A 26,664-nucleotide genomic window follows, 5' to 3' on the forward strand; every position below is an offset into this window, starting at 1 on the left:
CGTCCGCGGCACCTGTGGGGGAAAGGGCCGTGAACACCATCAAGACTCTCTGCTTCGTCATCGCGGCGCTGTCGTCGTACGCGGCGCTCGGCTACCGGCTGTTCCAGGTCAGACGCGGCTGGCGGGACAGCGCCTACCGCACGCTGTTAGTCACCCTGCTGCTGCAGTGCCTCACCTTCACGATGGGTGCCGTCGCCATGGGGAGCGATCGCTTCCTGGGCGTCGGCAACCTCGCGATCCTGGTGATGCACCTGTCGGCGGTCGCGTTCTGCGTCAGCGCGCAGATCATCCTGCTGCGCTGGGCGACCGGCGCCGAGGAGTCGGGGCGCAAGGCGCGCTACTGGCTGATCACCGGCATCGCCCTCAACGCGCTTCTCACGGCGCTCTTCCTCATCGCCGACGGCCCCGGCCGGCCGGCCGAGGACTTCAACACCGGCAGCGGCCAACCGCTGGTCCTCACCTACCTCCTGGTCTTCATGGTCTCCCAGGCGGTTCCGTGCGTCACCATCCTGCGCCAGTGCGGGCCCTACGCCCGTATGGCGAGCAAGACCTCGCTGCGGCAGGCCCTGCGGCTGCTCTCCGTCGCCGCGGTGATCCTCTTCCTGTACTGCCTGGCCCGGGTGGTCAACGTCGTCACGGCCGCGTGCGGTCTCGACATCGGCGCCTGGACCCTGGCCGCCTCCGTCTTCAGCGCGCTGGGCATCGTCACCCTCTCGCTCGCCCTGACGATCTCCTCCTGGGGGCCGTCGGCCACCAAGCTGCTGGAGTGGGCGCGCGGCTACCGGTCCTACCGGGCGCTGTATCCGCTGTGGCGGGATCTGTACGAGTCCTCGCCGGACATCGTCCTGGAGCCGCCCGGGGCCGCGGCGGTCTCCGACCTCAACTACCGGTTACACCGGAGGGTCATCGAAATACGGGACGGGTGGCGTGAGTTGCGCCCCTATATCGACCGCACCACGAACGGCGACGGCGGGGCGGGCCCCAGAGGGAGCGAGGAGGCCCGGCAGGCGTTCGCCGAGGCGGCTCAGATCAGGCAGGCCCTGCACGCCAAGCGCACCGGCACCATTCCCGACGACAACGCGGACACCGGCGACTTCGGGGACCGCGACACGGACAACTTCACCGCCGAGGTCGTCTGGCTCACCAAGGTGGCCTCCGCCTACCGGCGGCTCGGCAAGGCGCGCTGAACGCCGGCACAGCGCGCCGAGGGACCGTGGGCGCGCTCGCGCCGAGGGAGGATCCCGCCCGGTCTGCCCCCGTCAGGCCGAGCGGGACTTCCCCCGTGATCCCCCCGTGTCCCCCGTTTCCTTCTTCCGAGCCGAGTGGGTGGCCCCACTCGGTCCGGTCCGGCCCCGGCCCCGGAAGGCCGGGCCGGACCAGGCCGATAGGACTGGCAGCCAACTCGGCCACCCCCGTGAGCGGAGTTAGCCAGCAGCTATCGACGAGGTCCACGGTGGCGGAGTTGCGTCCGATTGTCAACTGACCGCTAATCTGCGAAACTGCCGATTAGCCGGGGGCAAAGCCGAGGAGGTGAGGGAGGGAGATTCGTATGTCCGAGACTGACGACCGGCCCATGCTGGCAGTGCGTCTGGACAACCTCTTCAAGACGGTTCGTCCCAAGGGCAAGCACTGGACCAACGCCGAGGTGGCGGAGGAGCTCAAGCGGGCCAACCCCGAATTGAAGGTCGGGGGTGTGTATCTGTCGCAGTTGCGGACGGGCAAGCGCTCCAATCCCTCACCGGACCTGCTGGCCGCCCTGGCACGCTTCTTCGGCGTCTCGGTGGCCTATTTCTTCGACGACCAGGTCGCCGAGTCGGTGCTCAGCGAGATCGCCGCGATCGAGGCGCTGCGCCAGGCCGGGGTCCGTGCCGTGGCGATGCGCGCGGCGGGGATGAAGAAGGAGAACCTCGAGGCCATCACGACCATCATGGATCAGTACCGGCAGCTCCAGGGCCTTCCGCCGGTCGCCGACGCCTCGGACTCGGACTCGGACTCGGAATGAGGGGTGCGGCTGGGTGAGGGGCGCAGGCAAGGGGCGGTCGGCCGATCACGACCGCCGCAGTCAGCTCAAGAGGCTCCGGAAGGCCGGTGCGCGGCGGATCGCCGACCTCGACCTGCCGGAGGTGGCCGATGTGGCCGAGCTCTGCCGCCATCTCGGCGAGGTCCGCGGCCGCCCGATCACGCTGGTCCCGATGCCGATGCCGGCGACGCACCCCTGCGGCATGTGGGTCGCCGCCCGCGACGAGGACCTCATCTTCTATGACGCCAACACGACCAGCGCGCATCAGGAGCACATCATCTTGCATGAGCTGGGCCACATCATCTGCTGCCATCGCGGGGCGGGTTGGCTGGACGAGGCGAGCGCCCGCCTCCTCTTCCCCAACCTCGACCCCGACCTCGTGCGTGACATGCTCCTGCGCGCGACCTACGACGACGTCCAGGAGCAGGAGGCGGAGATCATCGCCTATCTGCTCTCCCAACGGGTGGGCGGCACCGAAGAGCGGCATGGCGCGCCCACGGCCGGGAACGCCGGGGCATCCGGGAAGGACGCCATGCTCAGCCGGATCGAACGCACCCTGATCTGAGGTTGATCCGACGGTGCCTCACTCATCCCCCGGTGGCCGCCACCTCCTCGGCCAGGATCGCCACAGTGCGCCGGATGTCGTCCTCGCGGTGCTCGCTGGTGACGAAGAACCGCAGCCTGGCGAGCCCCTCCTCCACCGCGGGGTGGAAGATCGGATCGGCGATCACACCGCGGTCGAACAGCCGGTCCGCGATGTGCAGGGTCCTCGCCGAGCCGCCGAGGAGACACGGCACGATCGGGGTGTGGGCGCTGGTGCCCGTCGCAAGGCCTGCCGAGCCGGCCAGGCCGAGGAAGAGCTCCGCGTTGCGCCGCAGGGCGCGTACCCGGCGGGGTTCGGCGACGATCAGCTCGGTGGCGGCCAGCGCCGCGGCCGCGTTGGCCGGGGTCAGGCCGACGCTGTAGACGAAGCCCGGCAGCGTGTGCCGCAGCCACCGCACCATCCGGGCCGAGCCGCCGAGATAGCCCCCGCAGCTGGCGAACGTCTTGGACAGGGTGCCCATCCACAGGTCCACATCGGTCCGGTCGACGCCGAAGAACTCCCCGACACCACGGCCGCGTTCGCCCACGGTGCCGATGCTGTGCGCCTCGTCGACCATCAGCAGGGCGCCGTAGCGCCGCTTCAGCTCGATCACGGCGGGCAGGTCCACCAGGTCGCCGTCCATGCTGTAGGCGCCCTCGACGACGATCAGCACCCGCCTGAACCGGGACCGGTTGCGCCGCAGCGTGTCCTCCAGCGCGCCGATGTCGTTGTGGGCGAACGGGCGCCGCGCCGCCCCGGACAGGGCGCAGCCCTGGAGGATGCTGTCGTGGGCGAGCGCGTCGTGCACCACCAGGTCCCGCGCGCCGACGAGGTGTCCGATCGCGGTGACGTTGGTGGCGTGGCCGCTCACCAGCGCCAGGCAGTCCGCGGTGCCGAGGAAGTCGGCCAGCGCCCGCTCCAGCCGTACGGTCAGGTCCCGTTCGCCGGAGAGCACCCGGCTGGCCGAGACCGAGGTCCCGTACCGGTCCACCGCCTGGTGCACGGCCTCGTTGACCGCCGGGTGGCCGGAGAGTCCCAGGTAGTTGTAGCTGCCGAAGGACAGATACGGCCTTTCGCCGATCATGGTCGTATCGCGGATGGTGCCCTGGTGGACGCGGAAGTACGGGAAGTCCGCGCCGCTGCCCGTGATCGTGCTCAGGCGCTCCTCGAACTGGCGCACCTCGGGGAAGTCATCGGCGCGCGCGGTCGCCGCGTCCCAGTCCGCCCGTGTCCCCCGGGGCCGTGGCTCACCGATCTCCCGGGGCCGCATCTCACCGATCTCCCGGGGCCGCGTCTCACCGAGGACGGGCTCCCCGGTGAGATGCGGATCGACCAGCCCGACCAGCCGTGCCACGGTGAGGTCGGACGAGAAGATCTCGTCGGTGCGGAATCCCGGTATCCGCTTGCCGATGTTGACCTCCAGCTCCTGGAGCATCAGGGAGTCGAAGCCGAGGTCGGTCACCAGCTCCATCCGCTCGGTCAGATCGGCGAGCGGGAAGACACCGGTCCGCGAGAGCTCTTCGAGCACGATGGACGCGGCGGACCCGCCACCGGCCCGCGCGTCCAGCGGCCCGGTCCGGCCGTCCCCCACTGCCGCGAGGGCGGGCGGGGCCTCCTCGGGGGCGCGCGCCGACTCGTCCACCGCCCAGTGGTGGCGCGGGGCGAGCGGACTCGGTGGCAGGGTGCAGGGGGGTATGTGGTCCATCACCGGGCGGACCCCCGCGCCGGTGACCGCCCGCTCGGCGAGCCGGGCCAGCGCGTCCGGGCCTTCCGCGGCGGACAGCGGGCCCGGCGCGGGCACGGCGGCCTCCGGCTGCTCACCGGGTGGCACCGTCCCGGCCATCTGCCCCGGCCCGAGCTGCCCGGTGCGGCCGGCCGCCACCGCCTCGGCGGCGGCGGTCAGCCTGGTGACGGCGTCGGCGGTGTCCTCGGCCACCAGGGCGAGGCGCTCGGCGAGCGGCGCCCGTCGGGCCAGGGTGTCCGCCACCCCGGCCAGCGGCGGCCGGTCCTCGGCGAGGGTGTCGGCCAGCTCCCGGGCGTAACGAACCAGCCCGGCCCGGTCGCGGGCGCTGAGCACCAGCAGCCGCGGTCCCTCCTCCGGTGCGGGACGGGCCGGTGCGGTGGCGCATTCCTCGACCACCAGATGGACACCGGTGCCACCGAAGCCGAAGGCGCTCACCCCGGCCCGGCGCGGCTGCCCGGACTCCGGCCATACGGTGGGCTTCGTCGGGACGATCAGCCGTGCGGCGTCGAGCCCGGAGCGGTCGGCGAGGTCGAACTCCGGCTGTGGCGGTATCACTCCCCGGTGCACGGCCAGCACGGTCTTGACCAGCCCGGCCATCCCGGCGGCATTGAGCGCGTGTCCGACCACCGCCTTCACCGCGCCGAGGAAGGCGGGTGCGCCCCGCTCGCCCCGCAGTTCGCCCAGGACGCCGACCTCGACCGGATCGCCGACGGTGGTCCCGGTGCCGTGCGCCTCGAGGTAGCCCACCGCGTCCGGGGTCAGATCGGCGTCGCGGTAGGCCCGGCGCAGGGCCCTGAGCTGACCGGCCGCCTGGGGGTGCATTCCGCCCTGTACGGTCCCGTCGTTGGCCGTTCCCACGCCCCGGATCACCGCGTAGACCCGGTCGCCGGCGGCCAGCGCGTCGGCCAGGGGGCGCAGCGCCAGGACCCCGGCGCCCTCCCCCAGGACGAAGCCATCGGCCTCCGCGCCGAACGGCAGGCATCTGCCGCTGCGCGAGATGGCGCCGATCCGGCACAGCCCCACCAGCAGGTCGGGCGCGAGGATCAGCTGGGCGCCGCCCGCGAAGGCGATGCGGCAGCGCCCCGCGCGCAGTGCGAACACGGCGTTGGCCACGGCCATGAGGCCACCGGAGCACGCCGAGTCCAGCGCATAGCTCTCGCCGTGCAGATCGAATACCGAACTGACGGTGTTCGGCCCCATGTTGAGCAGCAGCCCGGCCACGGACGAGCCGTGCAGCCCGTCCACCGCGCGGACCGTCTCCGGCCACCGGGGATCGGTGGCCCGCGCCCCGAACTCGCCGCCGGTCAGCTGGCGCATCCGGACGCGCATGGTGGTGATCTCGCGATAGCCGCTCTCGGTGAGCGCCGTGATCACCGAGGTCTCCTCGCGGTCGAAGCCCTCGGTCTCCCATCCGGCGTCCTGGATGGCCTCCCGGGTCAGGTCGATCAGCAGCCGCCCTTGCGGATCCATCGATCTGGCCCGGCGGGGCGGGATGCCGTAGTGCGCCGCGTCGAAGTGGCCCACGTCCGGCAGCAGCGCCATGGTGTCCGTATAGGTCGAGGATGGGTCGCGTAAGTTGTCGCTGAGGAAGGTGGCGGTGCGCCATCTCGAGTCCGGGACGGTGGCGAACTGCGCCCGCGGTTCGTTGAGGAGCCGCCAGTACTGGTTGACGTTCCGCGCCCCCGGGAACCGGCAGGCCATTCCCACGATCGCGACGTCGTCGCGCCGCGTTCCGCTTGCGCCCACTGTGGATTCCTTCGCTGTCACGGCCGTCACCCGGCCGTGGCCAGTCGCTCGCGCCACCACTCGACCGTCGCCTTGACCTGCTCGTCGACGGGGGTGGCGCGCACCGCGAACTCGGCTTCGTAGGCGCTCGCGTCCATGATGAAGGGCCGGTCGAACTGGTACCGGACCTCTCTGAGCTCGCGGAGCAGCGGGGAGACCAGCGACGCGAGCCCCAGCACGGCCGACGGCAGCCTGCGCACCGCGACCGGCCCGGTCTCCGCCTGCGTGGCGAGGCGGTCGACCATCTCGCGGGTGGACAGCGCGGGCGCCGTCGGTACGTGCCAGGCGCGCCCCCAGGCCCGCTCCTCGCCCGCCACCTCGGCCAGGGCGGCGGCCACGTCGGGAATATGGCTCCAGCTGTGCGGGGTGTCCGGGTCTCCGAGCGAGGAGACCGACTTGCCGCGCAGCACAGCTGGCACGACCCTCCCGGCAAGGTGTCCGCCGTCGGTCACCCCGGGCCCGAAGAAGTCCGACGCCCGCACCTCGACCGCCTTGATACGGCCCTGCTCATGGAGGTCTCGCGCCCGCTCCCACACGGCGGCGCGCACCCTCCCCTTGGTGCCGGTGGCGGCGAGCGGCAGCTCCTCGGTCATGGGGCCGGCCACCGGGCCGTACCCGTAGAGGTTGCCCAGCATGACCAGGACCGCCCCGGTGGCCTCGGCGGTCGCGCAGAGCGACGAGGCCAGGGGCGGCCATTCACTCGCCCAGCGGTGGAGGGGCGGTGCGCCACAGCTGTAGAGGGCGGCCGCGCCCCGCACCGCCTCGGTCAGTCGCTCGCTGTCCGTCGCGTCCAGCGCGATGTGCTCGATACCCGGTTCGGGGCCGCGGCCCGACCTGGTGATGACGCGTACCGTATGGCCCTTTTCGGCGAGCAGCCGAGCAGTGGCCGCCCCCGCGGGCCCGAATCCTATGACGACATGAAGGTTCACGCGCGCACACTAGCGCGAGTATCTGTGGCTTTTGCGGCAGACGTTCCGAGGGGCCGCTCACCGGGCGGCGTCGGTTCCCGTTGACGGCAGGTAGCGCGGCGCCCGCCAGGCGTGAAGCCGGCGCTCCACCGCGGCCCCCAGCGACAACAGCTCGGTGTCCTCGTGGTCACCGGCCATCAGGAGCACGCCCACGGGCAGCTCGTCCACGAACCCGGCGGGCACCGACAGGGACGGGTAACCGGCCACGGCCGCGGGGGTCGAGGACGGGATCACGTCGTTGTCGCCGCGTGCGCAGTCGGTGGTCCAGGCGGGCGGATTCGTCGGCGAGGCGATGGCGTCCAGGTGATGGGTGGCCATGGTCTCGTCGAGGGAACGCCGCGAGACGTCCTTCAACTCGGCGCGCATGGCCCGGTATTCGGGGTCGGTGGTGGGAGGTGCGGCAAGTGCCTGCTCGAACAGCTCCTGGCCTGCGAAGCAGGTCTGCTCCGCCGGGTGGGCGCGGTTGAATTCGATCAGCTCGGCGAGGTCGCGCGGGCCCTTGCGGGTGGCGAGGTAGGCGTCGATGTCCCGGTGGAACTCGCTCAGCAGCGCGGGGAACTCCAGCTCGGCCAGCCGGTCCTGGTACGGCGGTGTCACCTCGACGACCTCGGCTCCCGCCGTGCGCAGTCGCTTCGCGGTACGGGTCATCACGGCGTCCACCTCGGGCCCGAGCGAGGGCAGCCGCCACAGGCCGATGCGCTTGCCGCGCAGACCGGATGTCTTCGGAAGGGCGGCGGGATCGCCGGGGAGCGTGGTGTCGCTGAGCACCGAGAAGGTGAGCGCGGTGTCGATGACATTGCGCGCCATCGGCCCCGCGGTGTCCTGCTCGGCGGAGATCGGGACCACTCCGGACTGGCTGACGAGGCCGAGGCTGGGCTTGTGGCCGACCACCCCGTTCATCCCGGCCGGGCACACGATGGAGCCGTCGGTCTCCGTGCCGACCGCCACCTGCGCCAGCGACGCGGCGAGCGCGGCGCCCGAACCGGCGGATGACCCGCAGGGATTGCGGTCCAGTACGAAGGGGTTGCTGGTCTGCCCGCCGACGGCCGACCACCCCGAAGTCGGCTTCGCGGCGCGGAAGTTGGCCCATTCGGACAGATTGGTCTTGCCCAGGATCACCGCCCCCGCGTGGCGCAGCCGTGTCACCAGGGCGGCGTCCGTGTCCGGCGGGCTTCCGGCCAGTGCCAGCGACCCGGCGGTCGTGGGCAGGTCGCGGGTGTTCACATTGTCCTTGAGGAGGACGGGGATACCGTCGAGCGGGCCGCGGGCGTGGCCGTGGCGGTGCCTCGCGTCGCTGGCGGCCGCCTGCCGCAGGGCGGTGGGGTCGGTGCGCAGCACCGCGTGGATCGTGGGGTCGATGGCCTTGATCCGCCGCAGATAGACGGTGGTCAGGGCCGACGAGGTCAGCGAACCGTTCGCCATCCGCGCCTGGAGTTCCGGGATGGTCACCGTGTCGAGATCGACGCCGAGTTCGGCGGGGGAAGCGGTCGGCGGCGACGAAGTGTCACCGCCGACCTCGGCGACACCGCCGACATCGGCGACCTCGGCGGCCTCGGCGGCCTCGGCCCGCGGTTGCGGTGCGCCCGCGCAGAGGGAGCCTGCCACCAGGGCGGCGACCAGCGTGGCAAGGCTCGGCTTCCTCATGGCGCTCATGACCCTCATGCTCCTCATGAGGGTCAGCGCACTACAGGCCGACGGCCCGGCGCAAGGGGCTTACGCGCCGAGCTTGGGCGCGGACGCGTACGGGGGTGTCCGGCGGATCCTTCCCCTCCCCGCCCCTACCCGATACCAAGGGCCTCGCCCCTGGACCCCGGGATCAAGGGGGCGGAGCCCCGATCCGAGGGTCTGGGGCGAAGCCCCGGGCCCGGCGTCTGGGACGGAGCCCCCAGGGGCCGGGGTTTGGGGCGAAGCCCCCGGACCCAGGCGTCTGAAGCGAAGCCCCGGGCGCGGGCGTTCTGGGGCGGAGCCCTGGGGTCCGGGGGTCTGAGGCGAAGCCCCCGGCCCGGACGTCTGGAGCAGAGCCCCGGACCCGGACGTCGGAGCAAAGCCCCCGGCCCGGACGTCTGGAGCGAAGCCCCCGGCCCGGGAGTCTGGGGCAAAGCCTCGGACCCGGACGTCGGAGCAAAGCCCCCGGCCCGGACGTCTGGAGCGAAGCCCCCGGCCCGGGAGTCTGGGGCAAAGCCTCGGACCCGGACGTTTCTGGGGCGGAGCCCCGGTCCGGGGGGCTGGGGCGGAGCCCCGGGGTCGGGGGCTGGGGCTGGGGCGGAGTCTCGGGGCCGGGGGCTGGGGCTGGGGCGGAGTCTCGGGGCCGGGGGCTGGGGCGGGGTCCCGGTTGTGGGGAGGGGCGGGGAGGGGAATAGCTCGCCGCAGGCGGCACGGTCCGCCGGGGACCCCCTAGCCTCGGCGCAGGCTCGCCAGGAAGCGCCAGAGCGCGGAGCGGGGCCGTTCCGTCGCGTGGGCGGATGGCGCGGGCTCCGGCAGCGGGGCGGGCGCCGCGGCTCCGGCGGCCGGGGCCATCGGGGCGGCCTGCCGCGTCCGCATCCGGTACCGGACCGGGAAGGACTTCAGGCCGCGCACATGCGTGGACGAGCGCCAGGGCAACTGGTCCACGGGCAAACCCAGTTCGAAGTCACACCGTTCGAACAGCTTGCCCACCGCCGTGGTGACGATCATGTCGGCGAGCCCCCGTCCCGGGCACTGGTGCGGACCCGCGCCCCAGGCCAGATGGGCGCGCGAACTCACCGACGCGTCCTGGCTGCCGGGCGTGGCGAACATCGGATCGCCATGCGCGGCGGCGATCGAGGGCGCCACCGCATCGCCCGCGGCGAGCCGGAAGTCCCCCAGATCGGTGTCGACCGCGGGGAAGCGGAAGGTGAGGTTGACCCACGGCGGCGAGGCGATGTGCACGCGGTTGACCAGTTCCTCGACCGGCCCCGCCATCAGTCCGGCCCGCGTTCCGGACTCTCCGGCCAGCACCTCCAGCACGCTGTTGGTGATGGCGTGGCTGACCAGCTCCGACATGATGACGATGATCGCGTACAGCTCCAGGCCGATCTGCTCAACCGTCAGCGGAGGCTCGATGGCGAGCAGCCGGGTGGTCAGGTCGTCACCGGGGTGCTGCCTCTTGTACGCCGTGAGTTCGGTCGTCGCGGCCACCAACCGGCCCACGGCGGCTGCGGCTTCCGGTCCGCCGTCCACCATGCGCCACGAGTCCATGAACACGTCGTCGCCCTGCTCGACCGGGAAGCCGAACAGCCGGTTGACGGCCATCAGCGGCAGCGCCCGCGCGAACTGCGCGCCGAGGTCCACCCATCCGCTCTCGCTGCCGTCCGCGAAGAAGGTGATCAGCTCGTCGGCGTGGCGGGAAACGGCGTTCGCGAGCTCCCAGGACTGGGGCGCGTCGGTGTCCTGGAAGGGGGCGAGCGCCTCCTCCACGGCGGCGCGGGTCGCCTTGTGCCGCTGGTCGTCCTGCATCAGCAGATGGCTGACCTGGTAGCCGGGCAGATGCGGCCAGTCGGACGGCACCCGGCCCTCGCGCAGCCACCGCCAGTGCTGGACGTCCTTCTTCCACGCGCTCTCGTCGCGCAGCACCTCCCACACCTCGCGGTAGCCGAGCACCAGCCAGACCGGGATCCCATGCAGATCGACGGGTGCCACCGGCCCGTACCGGGCCCGCAGGCGTGCGTAGACCGCGGCGGGCCGGGTCTCGAAGTCCCGTGTCATCAGCGGCTCGACCGCCAGGGACGCCAATTCGGATGGCTCGGATGGAGGGAATTGCATGTTCGATGTCCTCAAGTCGACAGCTGGACCGTTCCGGCCGGGCCATGAGGTCCGTGTGGGGAAGCCACACGGCGACTGACGCGCGGCACGGAGGGGAGAAGCGGCCCGCTACGGCGCAGGCCAGACTATCGGCCGTTCGGCGGGCTGAACAGCGCCATGATCCAGGGCATGTTGCGCGCTACGGGGTGTCCGGCGGACCACGCGGCGGAGCCGCATATCGATGCCGCGGGAAGGGGCAGGAGGGGAACGGCCCGCCGTACGCGTCAAGATCTATCGGCTAAGGCTTGTGGCCGACCGCCTCCGCGTAGAACGAGCGGTCCACGACCTGGTCCTCGGGCAGGGGGTCGCCCTCGACCACCCCGGCGGTGGCATACGCCTTCTGCAGGCGGTCCACGGTGCCCGCGCGAATCTCCCAGTCCATACGCAGCGACGGCACGGCGGCCAAGGTGTCCGGCTCGGTCTTGAGCACGTCGCCGAGGTCGTCGAGGAATGCCCTGTCCTTCTTGTAGTCCCCGGCGAAGTACGTGTTGACGGTGCGGATGTAGGCGCGCAGGAACGCCACCCCCGCGTCCGGATCCCCGGTCAGCAGATCGGGTCCGAACAGGAGCCCGCCGAGCGGTTCACCCCTCGGCTGACCGCCGAGGAAGGCGTAGCCCGCGTCGCCGTCCACCTGGCGCCACACCGGGTCGAGCAGCCAGGCCGCGTCCACTCCGCCGTTCCTCAGCGAGGCGAGGACCTCGGCCGGGCCGAGCTGCTGGAAGCGGACGCTGTCCACATCGGCCTTGTGCGCGGAGAGCACCTTCTCCATCGGGTATGTGATGACCGAGCCCTTGCCGATGAGGGTGCCGACCGTACGGTCCTTGAGGCTGACCCCCTCCGCCGTCTCCCCCGGTCGCAGCCTGGCCCAGAATCCGCTCTTGGAGCCGGGCGCGGGCGTGAAGTTGCCGGCGACCCAGCGAATGTCGAACCCCTGCCGGATGCCGTTGAGCACAGCGGCCTCCGGCGCCGCGTACTGGACGTCGACATCGCCCTTGGCGAGCAGCGGAAGCGCGTCCGGGGTGGGCAGCAGCTTCACTTCGACGTCGAGCTTCTCCTTGCTGAATTCGCCCTTCGCCACACCGATCCGCAGAGGGGCCAGATACTCGGCGGTCAGCGTGGAGGCGGAGACGACGACCTTCGTCTTCTTCTTCAGCGGCTTCGGCGCGGGCGCGCCGGGCTCGCAACGGGCGGGCCTGCGGGCGGCGGACCTGTCGGAGGGATCGGTCCAGCCCTTGGCGCAGCCCGCGACGGGGGTGATCGGGCGGGGCTTGCTCCGCGCGCCCGCGCCCGTGCCCGTGCCCGTCGAGTCCGAGGTCTGTGCGTCGCAGGCGGCGAGGGAGCCGAGGACGCCCAGCAGGGTCACGCCCGTGAGCAGGGCGCGGGCGAGGGAGGGTGTCCGTGCCATGGGTGCCGCCTTCCGGGGCCGGGGGTCGGAGCCGAGGTGGGGGTCAGGACCGGAGTCGGAGCCGAGGTAGGGGGTCAGGACTGGGGCCGCCCGCGGTCCCGCGGCGCCCAGGGGGTGAGCCGGCGGCCGATGAACCGGACGAGTTCGGAGAAGACCACGCCGAGCACGGCCACGCAGACGATGCCGACGAACATCACGTCGTTCTGGAACAGCGTCCGGGAGTCGAAGATCAGGTGGCCGAGGCCGTCGTTCGCGGCGATCTGCTCGGAGGCGACGATGACCAGGACCGCCACTCCGGCCGCGACCCGCATGCCGACGAGGACCTGCGGCAGCGAGGCGGGCAGCAGGACATGGCGGAACATCTGCCAGGGACCGGCGCCGAATACCGCTCCGGCCTCCCGGTGGCCCTCGGCGACGCCCATCACGGCGGCCATCGTGGAGATCCACACGAAGAAGAAGACGGTGGTCGCGACGAGCGCGATCTGGGGTCCCTCGCCGAGGCCGAACATATTGAGGAACACGGGGAGCAGTGCGAGCTTGGGCACCACGTACAGCGCGTCGAGCAACGGTTCCAGCGCCGCGCGGACCATCCGCAGAGCGCCCATCAGCAGCCCGAAGAGATAGCCCGCGGCGGTGCCGAGCGCATAACCGGCGATCACCCGCTTGAGCGTGGCCCATACGTCCGGCCACAGCTTGCCGTCGGCGGCGCGCTGCCAGCCGTCCGCCGCGATCGTGGACGGCGCGGGGTAGATACGCGAGTCGATCCAGCGCTGATCCGCGGCGAGCTGCCACAGCAGGATCAGCGCGGCGGGCACGGCGAGCGCGAGGGAGAGTTCGATGGCGCGGCGGCGCCGGTGGGCGCGGACCGGATCGCGCTCCCCCGGTCCGGGGCGCCGCACCAGCAGCGTCGTCTCGGCGGACCCGCCGTCCTGTTCACCTTCGCCGGGGCCGGGCCGCGCGGCCGCGGCCGGGGCCGGGGCTGCCGTGTTCTCGCCCTTCATGAGGGATTCCCCACCGAGTCCGCCGGAGCGGTGGCACCGGCCCCGCCCCGCTGGACCTCGTCGCGCAGGAGTTCCCACAGCTCGGACCGCAGGGCGGCGAACTGCGGAGAGTGGCGCATCGCCCCGGTGCGCGGGCGTTCGAACGGCGGGTGCCGTTCGGCGATCACCCTGCCGGGTCTGGCCGACATCACCACCACCCGGTCCCCGAGCACGATCGCCTCCTCCAGGCTGTGGGTGACGAACAGTGCGGTGGTGCGGGTCGCCTGGCACACCGCGAGCAGCTCGTCCTGGAGGATGGTGCGCAGCTGGGCGTCGAGCGCGGCGAACGGTTCGTCCAGGAGCAGCACCTCCGGCTCCACCGCGAGCGCGCGGGCGATCGCCACCCGCTGCCGCATCCCGCCCGACAAGGTGGCCGGATAGGCGTCGGCGAAGTCGGAGAGGCCGAGCCGGGCCAGCCAGTCCCTGGCCCGCGCGTCGGCGGCCTTGCGTGGCACGCGCCGCACATCGAGTCCGAAGCGGACGTTGGCCAGCACGGTCTTCCAGTCGTAGATGCCGTAGTCCTGCGGGATCATCGCGGCCGGGTGCCGGCGACGAGCGCGGATCTCGACCTCGCCACCGCTGGGGCGGACGAGTCCGGCGACGATGCGCAGGAACGTGGACTTGCCGCAGCCGGACGGGCCGACGATGCAGCAGAACTCCCCGTGTCGAATGTCCATATCGAGTGGTCCGAGGGCGTGCACCTGCCGGGTTCCGTGCCCGAAGGTGCGGGTCACCGCGCGGGCACGTACTTTCGGCGCGGCCCCGGGTGTGGTGTGCGGCTCCACCCCGTAACTCCTGATCCGGTTGAGCGGGTGTCGTGCGACAACGGCTGCGCACACCGCTTTACGATTACGATATGACGACCCGTCAGATTCGGGCAAGGGTGGCGTAGCGACTGGCGGCTCAGGACAGGCGGCGGCACAGCAGCGCGTCCGGGCCGCCGGAGCTGCCCACCCGCGTGGTGAAGGCGATACCGGCGGCGTACTCGCCGTCCGCGCACTGGCCCTTGTAGGCGCCGTGGGCGAAGTCGCCACCCGAGGCGTCGGCGGGCCGGTTGTCGGAGCGGTCGAACCAGACCGTACGTCCCGTGGGGCCCAGCGGGGTGCGGGCCGGGGCGCACAGTGCGGCGGACACCCGGCTGCCGCGGCGGCTGTAGCCGATGAGGAACTGGTCCAAGGGGCACTGGAACTTGGTGTAGCCCGAGGCCCAGTCGCCACCGGCGGGTACGTACCGTTCATCCGTGACGACCGTATGGGCGGTGCCGGGGGCGCGCGGGTCGTCGGCGCCGGTGTCGGTGCACAGCCCGCGGCCGGCGGTGTGGCTGAGGCCGATGAGCCGCAGCCCATCAGGGCAGGCCGCCTTGTAGGCGCCCGGATCCCAGTCGCCCCGGCCCCGCTCGATCAGTGACTGCACATGGTCGCCGTGGTCGGTGACGAGCATGCGCCAGGCCGGGACGCGGTCGACGGGACCGGTGCGTTCGGGCGCGGTCATCAGCCGCTGCCACGCCGTACCGCGCCAGTCGCCCTGGTCGAGGATTCCGTATCTGCGGCCCGTGGAGTCGTAGCGCAGCAGCGCCCAGTTGTCGTGGCCCTCCCATCCCACGAGTGGCCAGTAGGCGAAGTCTGCGTCACGGTCGGCGAAGTAGTCGGTGATATTGGTGAACCAGGCGCGCGGCGCGGTACCCGTCTCGGCCGATCCGATGCCGAACTCGCTGATCCACACGGGTGCCGTGTAGTGCCGCCCGCCGTCCTCGGCGACGAAGAACGCCTGGTCGGACAGGACTCGATAGAGCTCATCGCGGCTGAGGTCCTGGTACCGGGGGTCGTGTGTCTCGCCGACGCCGGTGGCACCGCTGTGGCGCGGGCCGGTGTATCCGTAGAAGTGGGCCGAGTACACCAGCTTGTGGGTGTTGACGAGGGTGTGCGAGAGGGTGCGCGCGGGGGCCAGGGTGGGGCGCTCATGGGGCAGCCCGTCCACCGGAATCCCGGTCCAGTTGATGCCCTCGATCACGATGAGGAGGTCGGGGTCGGCCTCGGTGAGGATGCGGTCGGCGGCGCGCTGCGCGGCGGTGTACCAGTCGTGCTCATCGCCGAGACCCCAGTTGGGGTCGTCCAGGACATCGCGGCGCACCTCGTTGTAGAGGTCGGCGCCCACCACACGTGGCTCGTCGGCGTAACGGCGGGCCATGAAGACCCAGTCGTCGATCCACGCTTGCGTGGACTGGCCGCTGTTCCACCGCTCGTTGCCGTCGATGCCGCAGCACCACCGGGTGGTGTTGGTGTGGTTGTTGAGGATGACGGCGAAGCCGTCCCGGCTGAGAGCGGACACCACGGCATCGAAGACCTGCAGGGGTGTCTTTCCGCGCAGTTGGGTGTTGGCGGCTACGGCACCGTCCGGAACGGTCGCCGTGGCGTGGATCATCTCGTTGGAGAACGGCAGCCGGATGCTGTTGATGCCGAGCCGATGGAAGTCGGCGAGCAGCGTCGGCAGGGGAACCCGGTCCAGGCCGAGGGGAATGCCGGAGGAGTTCTGCCCGGAGTGGTGGTTGGCGGGGTCCTCGACACTGCCGCTCCCCGTCCACGAGCCCTGCGCGCCATCCCAGTTGGCCGACTTGAGCCGGAAGCGGTCACCCTTGGCGTCCACGATGTACCGGCCGCGGGTCGACAGCGGCGGCTGCCAGGTGTCGGCCGCGGGGGCGGTGGCGGAGGTGACGGGGTCGGAGGTGACGGAGGCGGAGGTGACGGAGGTGGCGGAGGTGACGGGGTCGGAGATGGCGGGGGCCGCCGGTGCGGCGGGCTGTCGGGCGGTGGCGACCGGCCCCGGCGCCGTGGCCAGCACGGCGAGGATCGACGCGATTCCCGTCAGGTACCTGAGTGTTCTCCTGGTCGGCATGCGGCCTTCCCGTGGGTGAGCGATGGTGCCCGAACGCGGCTCCGCCGGACCCGGCGCGCCCGGCCACCATACTGACGGCCCATCACATAACCGTCCAGACAGCGTGCGATCAGCCCGGCGGCTCAATCACCAGCCGCGCCCCCTGCGTTTCGACGGCCGAGGGCCCGGTCTCCAGCAGGAGTTCTCCGGGTTCGACGGCGAGGCCGAGGTCCCGGGTGACGGAGGCGAGGGTGTCGGCGTCGATCGCGAACACGGCGTCGGCCTCCTCCCCCGGCCGCAGGTCGAGGCGGGCGAAGCCGCGGAGCTCGCGTACGCGGGGCCACGAGGAGCCGCCCGACAGCCGGCGCACATAGAGCTGGACCGTCTCGCGCACCGGCCGCTCGCCGGTGTTGCGCACGGTGACCCGGCAGTTGAGCGTCGGGTCGTCCGGGGTCACACGGGCGCGCGAGAGCCGTGGCGGCGCGTACGCGACGGTGGTGTACGAAAGGCCGTGGCCGAAGGCGTAGCGGGCGGTGGCGGGCTGGTCCACATAGCCGCGGTACCGGTGGTCCTTGGCGTTGTAGAACACCGGCAGCTGCCCGGCCGACCTGGGGATGGACACCGGCAGCCGCCCCTCGGGCCCGACCGCGCCGAACAGTACGTCGGCGACGGCCCGGCCGCCCCACGGGCCCGGGTACCAGGCGCTCAGCACCGCCGCGGCCGTGCCGGAGAGGTCGGGCAGGGCGTGCGGACGGCCCTGGACGAGGACCACGACGACCGGCACACCCGTGGCCGCCACCGCGTCCAGGAGCGCCAACTGCCCTTCTGGCAAGCACAGTTCGGCCAGGTCGACACCCTCGCCACAGGTCATTCCGGCGGGGTTGGCGGAGCTCACGACGGCCGCGCCGTTGGTGTCGAAGGTGGTGTCGCCGGACCGGGCGCTGGACCCGCCCAGGACGAGCACCGCGATGTCCGCCGCCGCCGCCAGCGCGACCGCCTCGGGGACACCGGAGAGGTCGCCGCCGACCAGCTCGCACCCTGGCCCGTAGGTGACCTCGGTGTCCGGCGGGGCGGCCGACCGGATGCCGTCCAGGACCGTGACGTGGTGGGAGCCGGGGCGCTGTGGCGCTGTGTAGTCGCCGATCTGCTGGGCGATGGAGTCGGCGTTCGGGCCGAGGACGGCGATCCGGCGGGCCGAGGGTGCCAGCGGCAGGACTCCCCCGTCGTGGGCGAGCAGTGTGATGGACGCGCGGGCGATGCGTTCGCTCAGCTCGCCGGGGTCGGAGCGCTGTGCGCCAGGCGCTTCGACAGGCGCGTAGGGCCGCTCGAAGAGGCCCAGGCGGAACTTCAGCGCCAGCACCCGGGCCACGGCGGTGTCCAGGGTCCGCTCCGCGACGAGCCCCTGCTCCACCGCCTCGGCCAGCCGCGGGAAGCAGTCGTCCCAGAGGCTCAGGTCGCATCCGGCGTTGAGGGCCAGGGCGCCCGCGGCCACCGGGTCGCCCGTGAGCCGGACCAGGCGGTCGATGGCGCCGCCGTCCGCCATGACGATGCCGTCGAACTCCAGCCGCTCCCGGAGGAGTTCGGTCAGCAGCGGTCGGCCGGCGACGCACGGCAGGCCGTCGAATTCGTTGTAGGCCGCCATCACCCCGGCCGCACCGGCGCGTATCCCGGACCGGGCCGCCGCCAGGTGGATCTCGTGCAGTTCACGGGCGCCCAGTTCGGTGGCCGCGCTGTTGCGTCCGCCGACCGTGGCCCCCTGACCGGCGAAGTGCTTGAGCACCACGGCCACGTCGGCCGTGCGCATCCCCCGCACCAGCGCCTCGGTGAGCCGGGCGGCCAGATACGGGTCCTCGCCGAAGCACTCCTCCGCGCGGCCCCAGCGCGGGTCGCGCACCAGGTCGAGGGCGGAGACCAGCGCCATGTGGCCACCGCGTGCCCGCACCTCGGCGCCGACCGCGGCCGCCGCGGCCTCGTAGAGTGCGGGGTCCCAGGTGGCGCCCACGGCGAGGTTGACCGGCAGCACGGTGCCGTCCAGGGCCTGGTGGCCGTGCGGAACCTCCTCCACCAACAGCACGGGTATGCCCAGCCGGGTGTTCTCCACGACATGGCGCTGTACGGCATCGGCGACCCGCGCCCCGTCCGCCGCCGTGATGCCGTCGGCGAAGCCGACGCCGGACCAGGCGTCGGCCCGCTGGAGCCCGTACAGGGCCCCCATCCCGCCGTACGCGGCGACCTCGGCGCGGAAGGCGTCGGTGAGCCGGTGGCCGCTGTGGTTACGCTCGTAGGCGTGCCAGCCGTACATGCGCTGGTTGACCTGGCCGACCTTCTCGCCGAGCGTCATGCGCCCCAGCAGATCGCGGACCCGCTCCGCCACCGGCGCCGTCGGGTCGCGGTAGGGCTGGTCGGTCACGTCAGCTCCAGGACGCGCACACCGTACGGGCCGAGGGTCACATCCGCCGTCGCCGCGCCGGACGCCAGGTCACGCAGCGTTCCCTCGGCCACGGGGCGGACGGTGACCTCGTCCGGGCTCTGGCTGACCAGCCATACGAAGCGGCGCCCGTCGTCGTGGACGAGGAGGTCCGCGCCGACGTGAGGGCTGTCGACCGTCACCGGGCGGTGGACCCCGGCCACGTCGGCGAGCGCCGCGTACAGCCGGTGGGTCTCCTCGGGGTTGGCGCGGGCGGTGCGGGCGGCCATGTGCTCGAGGGGGTAGGTGGCCAGGACGGTGCGGCCACGCCCGGTGTCACGCACCAGGAGGGCGGGCCGCCCGTGGGCGTCGACCGCCACCACCCGGGCATCACGCGGAACCACCGGCAGATACGCCCGGCTGTCCTCGTTGCCCGCGACGGGGAAGCGCAGCGAGGTCCCGGCCGTAAGCCCGCCGAAGTCCTCGGTGAACGTCATCTCCAGGACATCGTCCTCGATGGGCTCGGCCACACCGTAGGAGAGTTGCAGTTCGACGCCGAACAGCCCGTCCAGGTCGTCGAACCACGGGCCGCGGGTCCCGGGGTGCTCGCCGGAGCAGAACGAGAGGTAGACGGTGGCGCCCGCGTGGGCGCGGCGTTCGAGCTCACGCCGGGTGCGCGTGGTGAGCTGGCGGGTGGCGGGGAGCAGATACAGCGCCGCGTCGCCGGGCAGGCCGTCGGCTTCCCGGGTGAAGCCCACCGGCAGGTCGGCGGCGCGCGTGGCCACATAGCCCTGATGCAGCGATGTGAAGATCAGCGGCCGGTCGGCAGGCCTGCTGTAGGGGTAGCCACGCTCCAGGAAGGCGGGTACGACCAGGGCCGCGTCCGCGTCGGCGCGTCGGCAGTGTGCGAAGTCCACGGCCTTCAACACCTCGGCGAACGCGGCGAGTTCGAGCAGCGGGGCCTTGGGGGCGCCGGTGTGGTCGGTGATGCCGAAATGCATCTCGAAGGGGTGGTGGTCGTACGGTGAGCGGTCCCACAGGTCGTCGTAGTCGGTGTTGTTCCAGGCGATCCAGCCCGTGGCCCCGCCGAGCAGCGAGTTGTGCAGGGTCTGCCGGTAGTAGACCGCCGCGTTCCGATCGGACACGGTGTCCGTGGAGAGCCCGAACTCCTCCAGGACGACGGGCTGTCCGGTGACCGACGCCAGTTCGCATTCGAAGGCGGCGCGCAGGTGCTGACGGGGCCGGTCGGTGTCCGAGCGGTAGACGTGCGGGCCCACGAAGTCCACGTACTCGGCGGTCTCGCGCAGCGAGAAGCCGTTGTCGCGCCCGGTGACCTCGATGCCCCACGCGCCGTCCCCGAGGGAGACGGGCTGGGTGCCGCCGGCCGCCCGTACGGCGTTGCACATGGCCTGCGCCCAGGCGGTCACCACCTCGGAGGAGGGCGGATCCACCTGGTAGACGCGGCCGTAGCCGGGCATCTCATTGGTGATGAGCCAGCCGGTGACCGCCGGGTGGTCCTTGAAGCGGCGGGTCATCCGGGACACGAACCAGGCCTGGCGGCCGACCATCCACACGTCCTCGTAGAGGTCGCGGCCGCCGCGCCAGACGGGGTCCCAGTTCTCGCCCGACATGTGGCCGACGATGAAGGTGGGCACCGTGCCCATGCCCGTCTCGGTGTGGGCGTCGAGGAAGTCGCGGAAGTGTTCGCACAGCGTCTCGTCGACGCGGTGGGGCTCTGGATGGAAATCGGGCCAGTAGAAGAACGACCGGGTCATCGTCAGGCCGTGCTCGCGCAGCACCCGCAGTTCCTCGCGGACCGTCTTCGGGTCGTAGTCGCGCCACATCAGGGGCCCGCCGGTGCGGGACCAGAAGTTGGCGCCGAGCCAGGGCAGGACGGCGGGGTGGTGGGTGAGCTGGGCGCTGTGGCGTCGCATGGTCCTTCTCGGATGTCGGTGGTACGGGGTGGGGGGTGGCCCGGCACATGGCCGGGGTCGGGGGCGGGGTCAAGGTCAGGGGCTGGGTTCGGGTGTCAGCCGGGGGCGACACCGTTGGGGCGTCAGCCAGGGGCGGGTCCGGTGGACTCGCGGACGACCAGCCGCGGCCGGTCGTCGAGCGCCGCCTCCTCGACGTCCTCGCCGCAGCGTGCGAGGAGCAGCCGGGCGGCGGCCGCGCCGACCCGCTGCACCTGCTGGTCCACCGTGGTCAGCCGGGGGTGCAGCCAGCGGCCGAGCGGCAGGTTGTCGTAGCCGACGACCGACAGATCGTCGGGGACGCGCAGCCCGGCGCGCTGGGCCGCGCCGATACCGCACATCGCCATGGAGTCGTTGGCGTAGACGATCGCGGTGGCGCGGTCGGCGGCGTCCAGCAGGGCCTCGGTGGCGGCGACGGCGGACACTTCGGTGAAATCGGTGTGCAGGACCGCGTAGGGCCGCAGGCCCGCCTGCCGGAGGGCGGTCTCGAAGACCCCGCCGCGCAGCCGGGTGTGCCTCAGGTCGGCGGGGCCCGCCACATAGGCGATCCGCCGGTGTCCGAGCCCGAGCAGGTGGCGGACGACCTCCTCGACGGCGGCGTCCTGGTGGCCGAGGCCGACGCGCGGCACGGCGGCGGCCCGGTCGGGGGGACCGAGCAGCACGGCGGGCAGGCCGAGGCGGGCCAGCAGGGCGGGGCGCGGGTCGTCGGCGCGGGCGTCGGTGAGGACGGCGCCGTCGACGCGGCCCTCGGCAGCGAGCCGTTTGTAGAGGGCGTTCTCCTCCTGGGCCCCGGCCACCAGGTGCAGCAGCAGACCGTAGCCGCGCGGGGCCAGTTCGCCCTCGATGCCGGTGATCAGCTCGCTGAAGTGCGGGTCCGCGCCGAGCACATCGGTGGGGCGCCGGACGACGAGGGCGAGGGTACGGGTGCGGGCGCTGCGCAGGGCGGCGGCGGACGCGCTCGGCGACCAGCCGAGTTCTGTCGCGGTGTCCAGGATGCGCTGCCGGGTGGCCTCCGACAGCCGGCCCTTGTCGTTGAACGCCTGGGACACGGCGGCGGTGGACACCCCGGCGGCGGCCGCCACCTGTTTGATGGTGGGGCGCCGTCCGGGTTTCGCGGCGGTCGTGCTCACGCCTTGACCGCCCCGTTGATGAGCGCCTGCTGCATGCGCTTCTGGAGCACCGTGTAGACGACCCATACGGGGATCAGGGTCAGGACGGTACCGGCGGTGAGGACACCGTAGTCGGTGCCGGTGATGGCCTTCAGGGTGGGCAGGGCCACCTGCACGGTGCGCTGCTCGGGGTCGGGGCCGATGATGATCAGCGAGTACAGGTACTCGTTCCAGAAGGTGAGGAAGTTCAGCAGGAGCACGGTGGCGATGCCGGGCAGGCACATCGGTATGTAGATGTGGCGCAGCACCGTGTAGGTGGACGCCCCGTCCATCCGGGCAGCCTCCTCCATCTCCCTGGGGATGGTCCGCATGAACTGCACCAGGATCACCACCGACAGCGGCATCGCCGTCGCGGGCAGGAAGAAGACCATGAACAGCCGGGTGTGGAACAGCCCGGTGGCGGCGGCGAGCAGGAAGGTGGGGAAGAGCGCCGCGAACGTGGGGATCAGGAAGCCCAGCGAGAAGACCTTCTCCATCGCCGAGGCGAGCCGTCCCGTCGAGCGGGCGAGCGCGAACGCCGCGGGCAGCGCCAGCAGCAGGGTCAGCGCCAGGGCGAGGACCGTCACCAGGGCGGAGTTGACGACGGCCGTGCCCAGGTCGGCGCTGTCGTAGGCGGTACGGAAGTTGCCGAAGCCGAACGACTCGGGCAGTGCGAAGGGATGGGCGAAGATCTCCTCGTTGCTCTTGAACGCGGAGGCGAGGAAGTAGTAGAGCGGCACGATCAGCAGTACCGCGTAGGTCCACACCAGGATGTGTGCGGGCAGCCAGCGCTTGCCGAGTTTCATGGTGAGCCGCCTTACGATCAGTAGTTCTGGCGGAATGCGCGGCGGATGGCGAGCAGCCCGACGAGCCCGGCCAGGAAGAGGATGACGCCGACGGTCTGGCTGTAGCCCAGGTCGGCCGCGATGAACGCCTTCTGGTAGACGAGGAACGACAGCGTCGTGGACGAGCTGCCGGGGCCGCCCTGGGTGAGCAGCAGCACGTGCTGTGCCGAGCCGAAGAGGGTCCACAGGAACTGCAGCATGGTGACGACGCCGACGTAGTCGCGGATCACGGGGAAGTGGATGCGCCACATGGTCCGCCAGTGCCCGGCCCCGTCCAGTTGGGCCGCCTCGCCGAGGTCGTCGGGGACGCTGTCGAGCCGGGCGGCGAACAGGACGGCGGTGAAGCCGATCCCGCTCCACACGTCCAGGGCGATGAGACAGGCCAGGGCCGTGGACGGCGAGGCGAGCCAGGCGTCGGTGAGCGAACCGAGCCCCACCGACTGGAGCGCGCCGTTGGCCAGCCCGTCCGGGGACAGCGCCGCGTAGAACACCATGGCCTTGGCGGGGGTGGAGATCAGGCCGGGGATGAACAGCAGATAGCGGATCACCCGGTGTCCGGGGGGCTTCTGCGCCACGTAGTAGCCCAGCATGTAGGCGCATACGATCATGATCGGCAGCGCCACCGCCAGCTGGACGGCGGTGTTGCGCATCGCGTCCCAGAAGACGGGGTCGTCCAGGACGGTGCGGACGTTGCCGAGCCCGGCGAACGACACCGGCTGGAGCATCCCCGGCCAGTGCAGGGCGGCGATCACGAAGATGGCGATCACCGGGCCGATCATGAAGACCGCGTACCAGATCAGCGCCGGGATGGCGAGGATCGTGCCGCCCTGCCGGGGTGTGCCGATACGGCCTGTGGCGGCGGGCGGGGCGGGGTGGCGGATCGCGGCCCCGCCCGGGGGCGACGTCAGCGTCGTCATGAGGTGGCTCCCGTGGAGTCGGGCTCGGGATATGAGCGAACGGGCGGGCGGTTCACGCGGAGCGGTACGCGGTCTCGAGCGCGGCGCGGACCTTCGCGGCGCTGGTGCCGCGGGTGAAGGAGGTGCTGGTCGCAGTGATCAGCGGCTGGGCGGCGGCGGGCGGGACGTACACATCGGGCAGCAGCGCCTGGCTCACCGTCGAGCCCAGCCGCTGGGCCGCGGCGACCAGCGGGAAATCGGTGCTGAGAGTGTCGGAGCGCAGCGCCATGTCGCGGCCGCTCTCCTTGATGAACCGGGCGACGGTGTCGGGCCGGTACATGAAGCGCAGGAACTTCTCGACGGCGTCGATCTTCTCGGTGCCGTTCGGGCTGATCCAGAACCCGATCAGGGTGTAGGTGCGCAGGATGGTGGGCTTGTCGTGCGCGGCACCGTCGGCCAGCGGCCACCCGCCGACCTCGGTGTGCCGGGCCACCTTCGGCGGCACCTTGGCCAGCGCCGAGGACATCGCCGACTCGATCGCCGCGGCCTCCGTGTTGAACTGCGTGGTCATCGAGTCCGAGGTGAGGCCCTGGGCCTTGTCGGCGAAGACGCCCGCGTCGCGCAGTGTCACGAAGTACTCGATGCCCTCCCGGGCGCCCTTGGCTCCGAAGTCCCCCGTGGAGTAGGCGTGCCGGGCCTCGTCCTCGGTGAGGAAGGTCTGGATGATCTGGGCGAGCAGCTTCTGCCCGGTCCAGTCGTTGCCACCGACGGTCACGGGCGCGATCCCCTTGGCGCGCAGCTTGCGGGCCGCGGCGATCAGTTCGTCGCCCGTGGTGGGTATCGCGTCGACGCCCGCCCGGTCCAGCAGGGCCCGGTTGTAGGCGATCGGCCAGTTGGTGGCGAAGTAGGGGAAGGCCCGCACCCTGCCCTTGGCGTCGGTCCACTCGGCGAGCGCCTGCGGGAGCACCCGCGTCCGCAGCCCCCAGTCGTCCAGATAGCCCTTGACGTCGACCGTGGCGCCGACGTCCGTCCACGCCAGTGTCTTGTCGTAGAGGTTGACCATGACGACGTCCGGCTCCTTGCGGGCCAGCCGCGAGGTCTCGTAGACCTGCGCGAGGTCGTCGCCGTTGATGAGGTTATTGACCTTGAGTCCCGGATTCTCCTTGCGGAACCGGTCGAGGGCCACGAGGTAGGTGGGCGATCCCGGCGCGGTGGTGCCCAGCTGGCTGTGCACAACGAGCGTATCGGGATCGGAGTCCGCCCCGGTGAGCGCGGAGCAGGCGGAAAGGCCGGGCAGGACGGTCGCGGCGGCGAGGCCGGAACCGGCGGCGAGGAAGCCGCGCCGAGTCAGCGGTGAGTGCACTGCGGGGGTCTCCAACCAGGCGGTTAACGAGTGGTTAATCGATCTACCTCGAGGGTGTGAGGAATGTAGGAGCCACTTCGCCTCTGGTCAAGCCCTTGCCGGGGCCCAAAACACATCGGACCCGCGGAACCCCATCCGCCGCGGAGAGCGGATGGGGTGCGGGTCGCGCGTGGTGGGGTTGGGTGCGGGTCGCGCGTGGTGCGGGTCGTCCGTGGTGCGGGTCGCGCGTGGTGCGGTTGAGTGTGGGTCGCCCGCCATGGCGCGCCCGTGGTGGCGCTATTCCCAGGCCAGCCGTACCTGGGCGCCGGGGTCCGCCACCTGCGTCCATGTCTCGGCGATGCGCATAGTCGTCCTGCGCACGCTGTCGTACGGCGGCCAGCCGGGGTCGCCCGTCCTCGCGAACCGGATCCAGGTGGAGTGGACACGGGAGGCGAGTTCGGCGGGCGGCTCGGCCGGGCCGAGGATCGCCTCGGGACCGTGCAGCCGCGCCGGCTCGGTGCGGTCGAACACGAACGGCAGCTCCATGACGTGCGAGGCGCCGAGCCGGCCGTCCAGCGCCTCCGACCGCCAGGCGAACTCGTAGACGTGGGTACGCGACGAGGGGTGCCGGGCGTGGGCGGTCGCGAGCCGCCGGGTGCCCACGCCGAACAGGGCGTCCGTCATGATGGCGGCCCGCAGCTCACCCGGGGACGCCCCGGGCCGCTCGCGGCGGTAGACCTCCACCAGTTTCCCGGGGGCGGGGTGGGAGCGGGCCGCCGTGGCGTGGACGTCCTCCTCGGTCGAGGACGTGAGGTGGCCCGACGGGGCCAGATAGAGGTTGCCCTCCTCGGCGGTCGTGCCGAGCAGCAGATCGATGCCCGCGCCACGTCCGGTGGCCACGGCCTCGGCCGGCTGCTGGTCCAGGACGAGGCTGAACGCGCTCAGGCCGATCAGCGGGTCGAAGCGCCCATCGACCGTGAGATCGATCCCGGCGAGTTGAGGCATTGCCTCGACGAAGCGCTCGTCGGGGACCGACGCCAGCGCCTCCGCGGTCGCGGCGGTCCCCAGGACACGGGCCAGGGCCTGGGTGACCCGGCTCGCCTGGGCACGGCTGAACGCTCCCAGGCCGCTGCCGCTCTGGATGATCGCCCGCTGGAAGAGCCCCTCGGCCCGTGGGTCGGCCACCACCGCGCCCACGATGGTGGCGCCCGCCGACTGGCCGAAGAGCGTCACCCGGGACGGGTCGCCCCCGAAGGCCGCGATGTTCTCCCCGACCCAGCGCAGCGCCGCGATCACATCCAGCAGGCCCCGGTTGTCGGGGGCGTCGGGGAGGTGCAGAAAGCCGGGTATCCCGAGCCGGTAGTTGAGGGTGACCAGGACGACGCCGTCCCGGGCGAAGGCCGTGCCGTCGTAGAGCTCGGACCGGGTGGACCCGGCCACGAAGCCGCCGCCGTGCACGAACACCATCACGGGCAGGTCGTCGCGTGTGGGGTCGGGCGTCCAGATGTTCACCGCGAGGTAGTCCTCGCCCGGGACCCAGCCCTGTCCGAAGTACGGGGACATGTCGAGGCGGCCGAACGCGTCGCGCCTCGGCTGCGGTGCCGTGGGGCCCGCGGCGGTGGCATCCCGGACGCCGTCCCACGGCGGGTGCGGCGTCGGCGGGGCGAACCGGGCGGCGCCACGTGGCGGGGCGGCGTACGGGATGTGCCGGAAGACGGCGGCGTGCTCCTCCTGGCGGCCGCGGACCGCGCCGTGGGAGGTCACGACGACGGGGGCGGTGGTGTGGTTCGTCATGCGTGGTGTGTCTCTTCCTCGGTATCG

General features: G+C 72.1%; 18 protein-coding genes. 3 read left to right on the plus strand and 15 right to left on the minus strand.

Annotated features, from left to right (window positions below; translation table 11 throughout):
• Window positions 1-29: 29 nt before the first annotated feature.
• The 3 genes from J2Z30_RS19020 to J2Z30_RS19030 all read left to right on the plus strand — a co-directional run bounded on the left by J2Z30_RS19020 (window position 30) and on the right by J2Z30_RS19030 (window position 2,585).
• Window positions 30-1,187 carry an MAB_1171c family putative transporter gene (locus J2Z30_RS19020; RefSeq protein ID WP_044568315.1) on the plus strand — a complete coding sequence of 386 codons (1,158 nt, stop codon included), beginning with the start codon at window positions 30-32 and terminating at the stop codon, window positions 1,185-1,187.
• A 362-nt stretch (window positions 1,188-1,549) separates the two neighbouring features.
• The gene (locus J2Z30_RS19025; RefSeq protein WP_044568317.1) at window positions 1,550-2,002 is read left to right on the plus strand and encodes a helix-turn-helix domain-containing protein; all 453 of its coding nucleotides are present in this window, start codon (window positions 1,550-1,552) and stop codon (window positions 2,000-2,002) included.
• 13 nt (window positions 2,003-2,015) lie between these two features.
• Entirely contained in the window at window positions 2,016-2,585 is a 570-nt protein-coding gene (locus tag J2Z30_RS19030; RefSeq protein ID WP_044568318.1) for a toxin, read from the plus strand.
• A 22-nt stretch (window positions 2,586-2,607) separates the two neighbouring features.
• Here J2Z30_RS19030 and J2Z30_RS19035 read toward each other — a convergent pair whose 3' ends face one another.
• The 15 genes from J2Z30_RS19035 to J2Z30_RS19105 all read right to left on the minus strand — a co-directional run bounded on the left by J2Z30_RS19035 (window position 2,608) and on the right by J2Z30_RS19105 (window position 26,637).
• Complete coding sequence (locus J2Z30_RS19035; RefSeq protein ID WP_044581040.1) at window positions 2,608-6,048, minus strand: aminotransferase class I/II-fold pyridoxal phosphate-dependent enzyme; 3,441 nt, start codon at window positions 6,046-6,048, stop codon at window positions 2,608-2,610.
• A gap of 71 nt (window positions 6,049-6,119) precedes the next feature.
• Window positions 6,120-7,061, minus strand: coding sequence for an NAD-dependent epimerase/dehydratase family protein (locus tag J2Z30_RS19040; RefSeq protein WP_044568319.1), 942 nt, complete (start codon window positions 7,059-7,061; stop codon window positions 6,120-6,122).
• Between the two features lie 57 nt (window positions 7,062-7,118).
• Window positions 7,119-8,744, minus strand: coding sequence for an amidase family protein (locus tag J2Z30_RS19045; RefSeq protein WP_044581041.1), 1,626 nt, complete (start codon window positions 8,742-8,744; stop codon window positions 7,119-7,121).
• A gap of 750 nt (window positions 8,745-9,494) precedes the next feature.
• Window positions 9,495-10,880: a cytochrome P450 gene (locus J2Z30_RS19050; RefSeq protein WP_044568320.1), complete on the minus strand. Its 1,386-nt coding sequence runs from the start codon at window positions 10,878-10,880 to the stop codon at window positions 9,495-9,497.
• Window positions 10,881-11,157: 277 nt separating this feature from the next.
• Window positions 11,158-12,324, minus strand: coding sequence for an ABC transporter substrate-binding protein (locus J2Z30_RS19055; protein WP_044568321.1), 1,167 nt, complete (start codon window positions 12,322-12,324; stop codon window positions 11,158-11,160).
• Window positions 12,325-12,398: 74 nt separating this feature from the next.
• The gene (locus J2Z30_RS19060; protein ID WP_245388147.1) at window positions 12,399-13,325 is read right to left on the minus strand and encodes an ABC transporter permease; all 927 of its coding nucleotides are present in this window, start codon (window positions 13,323-13,325) and stop codon (window positions 12,399-12,401) included.
• Window positions 13,322-14,149: an ABC transporter ATP-binding protein gene (locus J2Z30_RS19065; protein WP_044568323.1), complete on the minus strand. Its 828-nt coding sequence runs from the start codon at window positions 14,147-14,149 to the stop codon at window positions 13,322-13,324. Before J2Z30_RS19065 ends, J2Z30_RS19060 begins: the two co-directional genes overlap by 4 nt.
• A gap of 118 nt (window positions 14,150-14,267) precedes the next feature.
• On the minus strand, window positions 14,268-16,256 hold the full coding sequence (locus tag J2Z30_RS19070) for a glycoside hydrolase family 5 protein (RefSeq protein WP_044568325.1): 1,989 nt from the start codon (window positions 16,254-16,256) through the stop codon (window positions 14,268-14,270).
• Window positions 16,257-16,365: 109 nt separating this feature from the next.
• Complete coding sequence (locus J2Z30_RS19075; RefSeq protein WP_044568328.1) at window positions 16,366-18,645, minus strand: glycoside hydrolase family 3 N-terminal domain-containing protein; 2,280 nt, start codon at window positions 18,643-18,645, stop codon at window positions 16,366-16,368.
• A complete protein-coding gene (locus J2Z30_RS19080; RefSeq protein ID WP_044568330.1) occupies window positions 18,642-20,576 on the minus strand; it encodes a cellulase family glycosylhydrolase in 1,935 nt (644 codons plus the stop codon). Before J2Z30_RS19080 ends, J2Z30_RS19075 begins: the two co-directional genes overlap by 4 nt.
• Before the next feature lie 122 nt (window positions 20,577-20,698).
• Window positions 20,699-21,742, minus strand: a complete 1,044-nt coding sequence (locus J2Z30_RS19085; protein ID WP_044568332.1) for a LacI family DNA-binding transcriptional regulator — start codon at window positions 21,740-21,742, stop codon at window positions 20,699-20,701.
• Window positions 21,739-22,566, minus strand: coding sequence for a carbohydrate ABC transporter permease (locus J2Z30_RS19090; RefSeq protein WP_044568335.1), 828 nt, complete (start codon window positions 22,564-22,566; stop codon window positions 21,739-21,741). Before J2Z30_RS19090 ends, J2Z30_RS19085 begins: the two co-directional genes overlap by 4 nt.
• Window positions 22,567-22,583: 17 nt before the next feature.
• Window positions 22,584-23,522, minus strand: a complete 939-nt coding sequence (locus tag J2Z30_RS19095; protein WP_044568338.1) for a carbohydrate ABC transporter permease — start codon at window positions 23,520-23,522, stop codon at window positions 22,584-22,586.
• Between the two features lie 52 nt (window positions 23,523-23,574).
• Window positions 23,575-24,864, minus strand: coding sequence for an ABC transporter substrate-binding protein (locus J2Z30_RS19100; RefSeq protein ID WP_044568340.1), 1,290 nt, complete (start codon window positions 24,862-24,864; stop codon window positions 23,575-23,577).
• A gap of 276 nt (window positions 24,865-25,140) precedes the next feature.
• Window positions 25,141-26,637: a carboxylesterase/lipase family protein gene (locus J2Z30_RS19105; RefSeq protein ID WP_044568342.1), complete on the minus strand. Its 1,497-nt coding sequence runs from the start codon at window positions 26,635-26,637 to the stop codon at window positions 25,141-25,143.
• Window positions 26,638-26,664 lie beyond the last annotated feature (27 nt).

This window comes from Streptomyces iranensis, from assembly GCF_017874715.1.
Lineage (GTDB): Bacteria > Actinomycetota > Actinomycetes > Streptomycetales > Streptomycetaceae > Streptomyces > Streptomyces iranensis.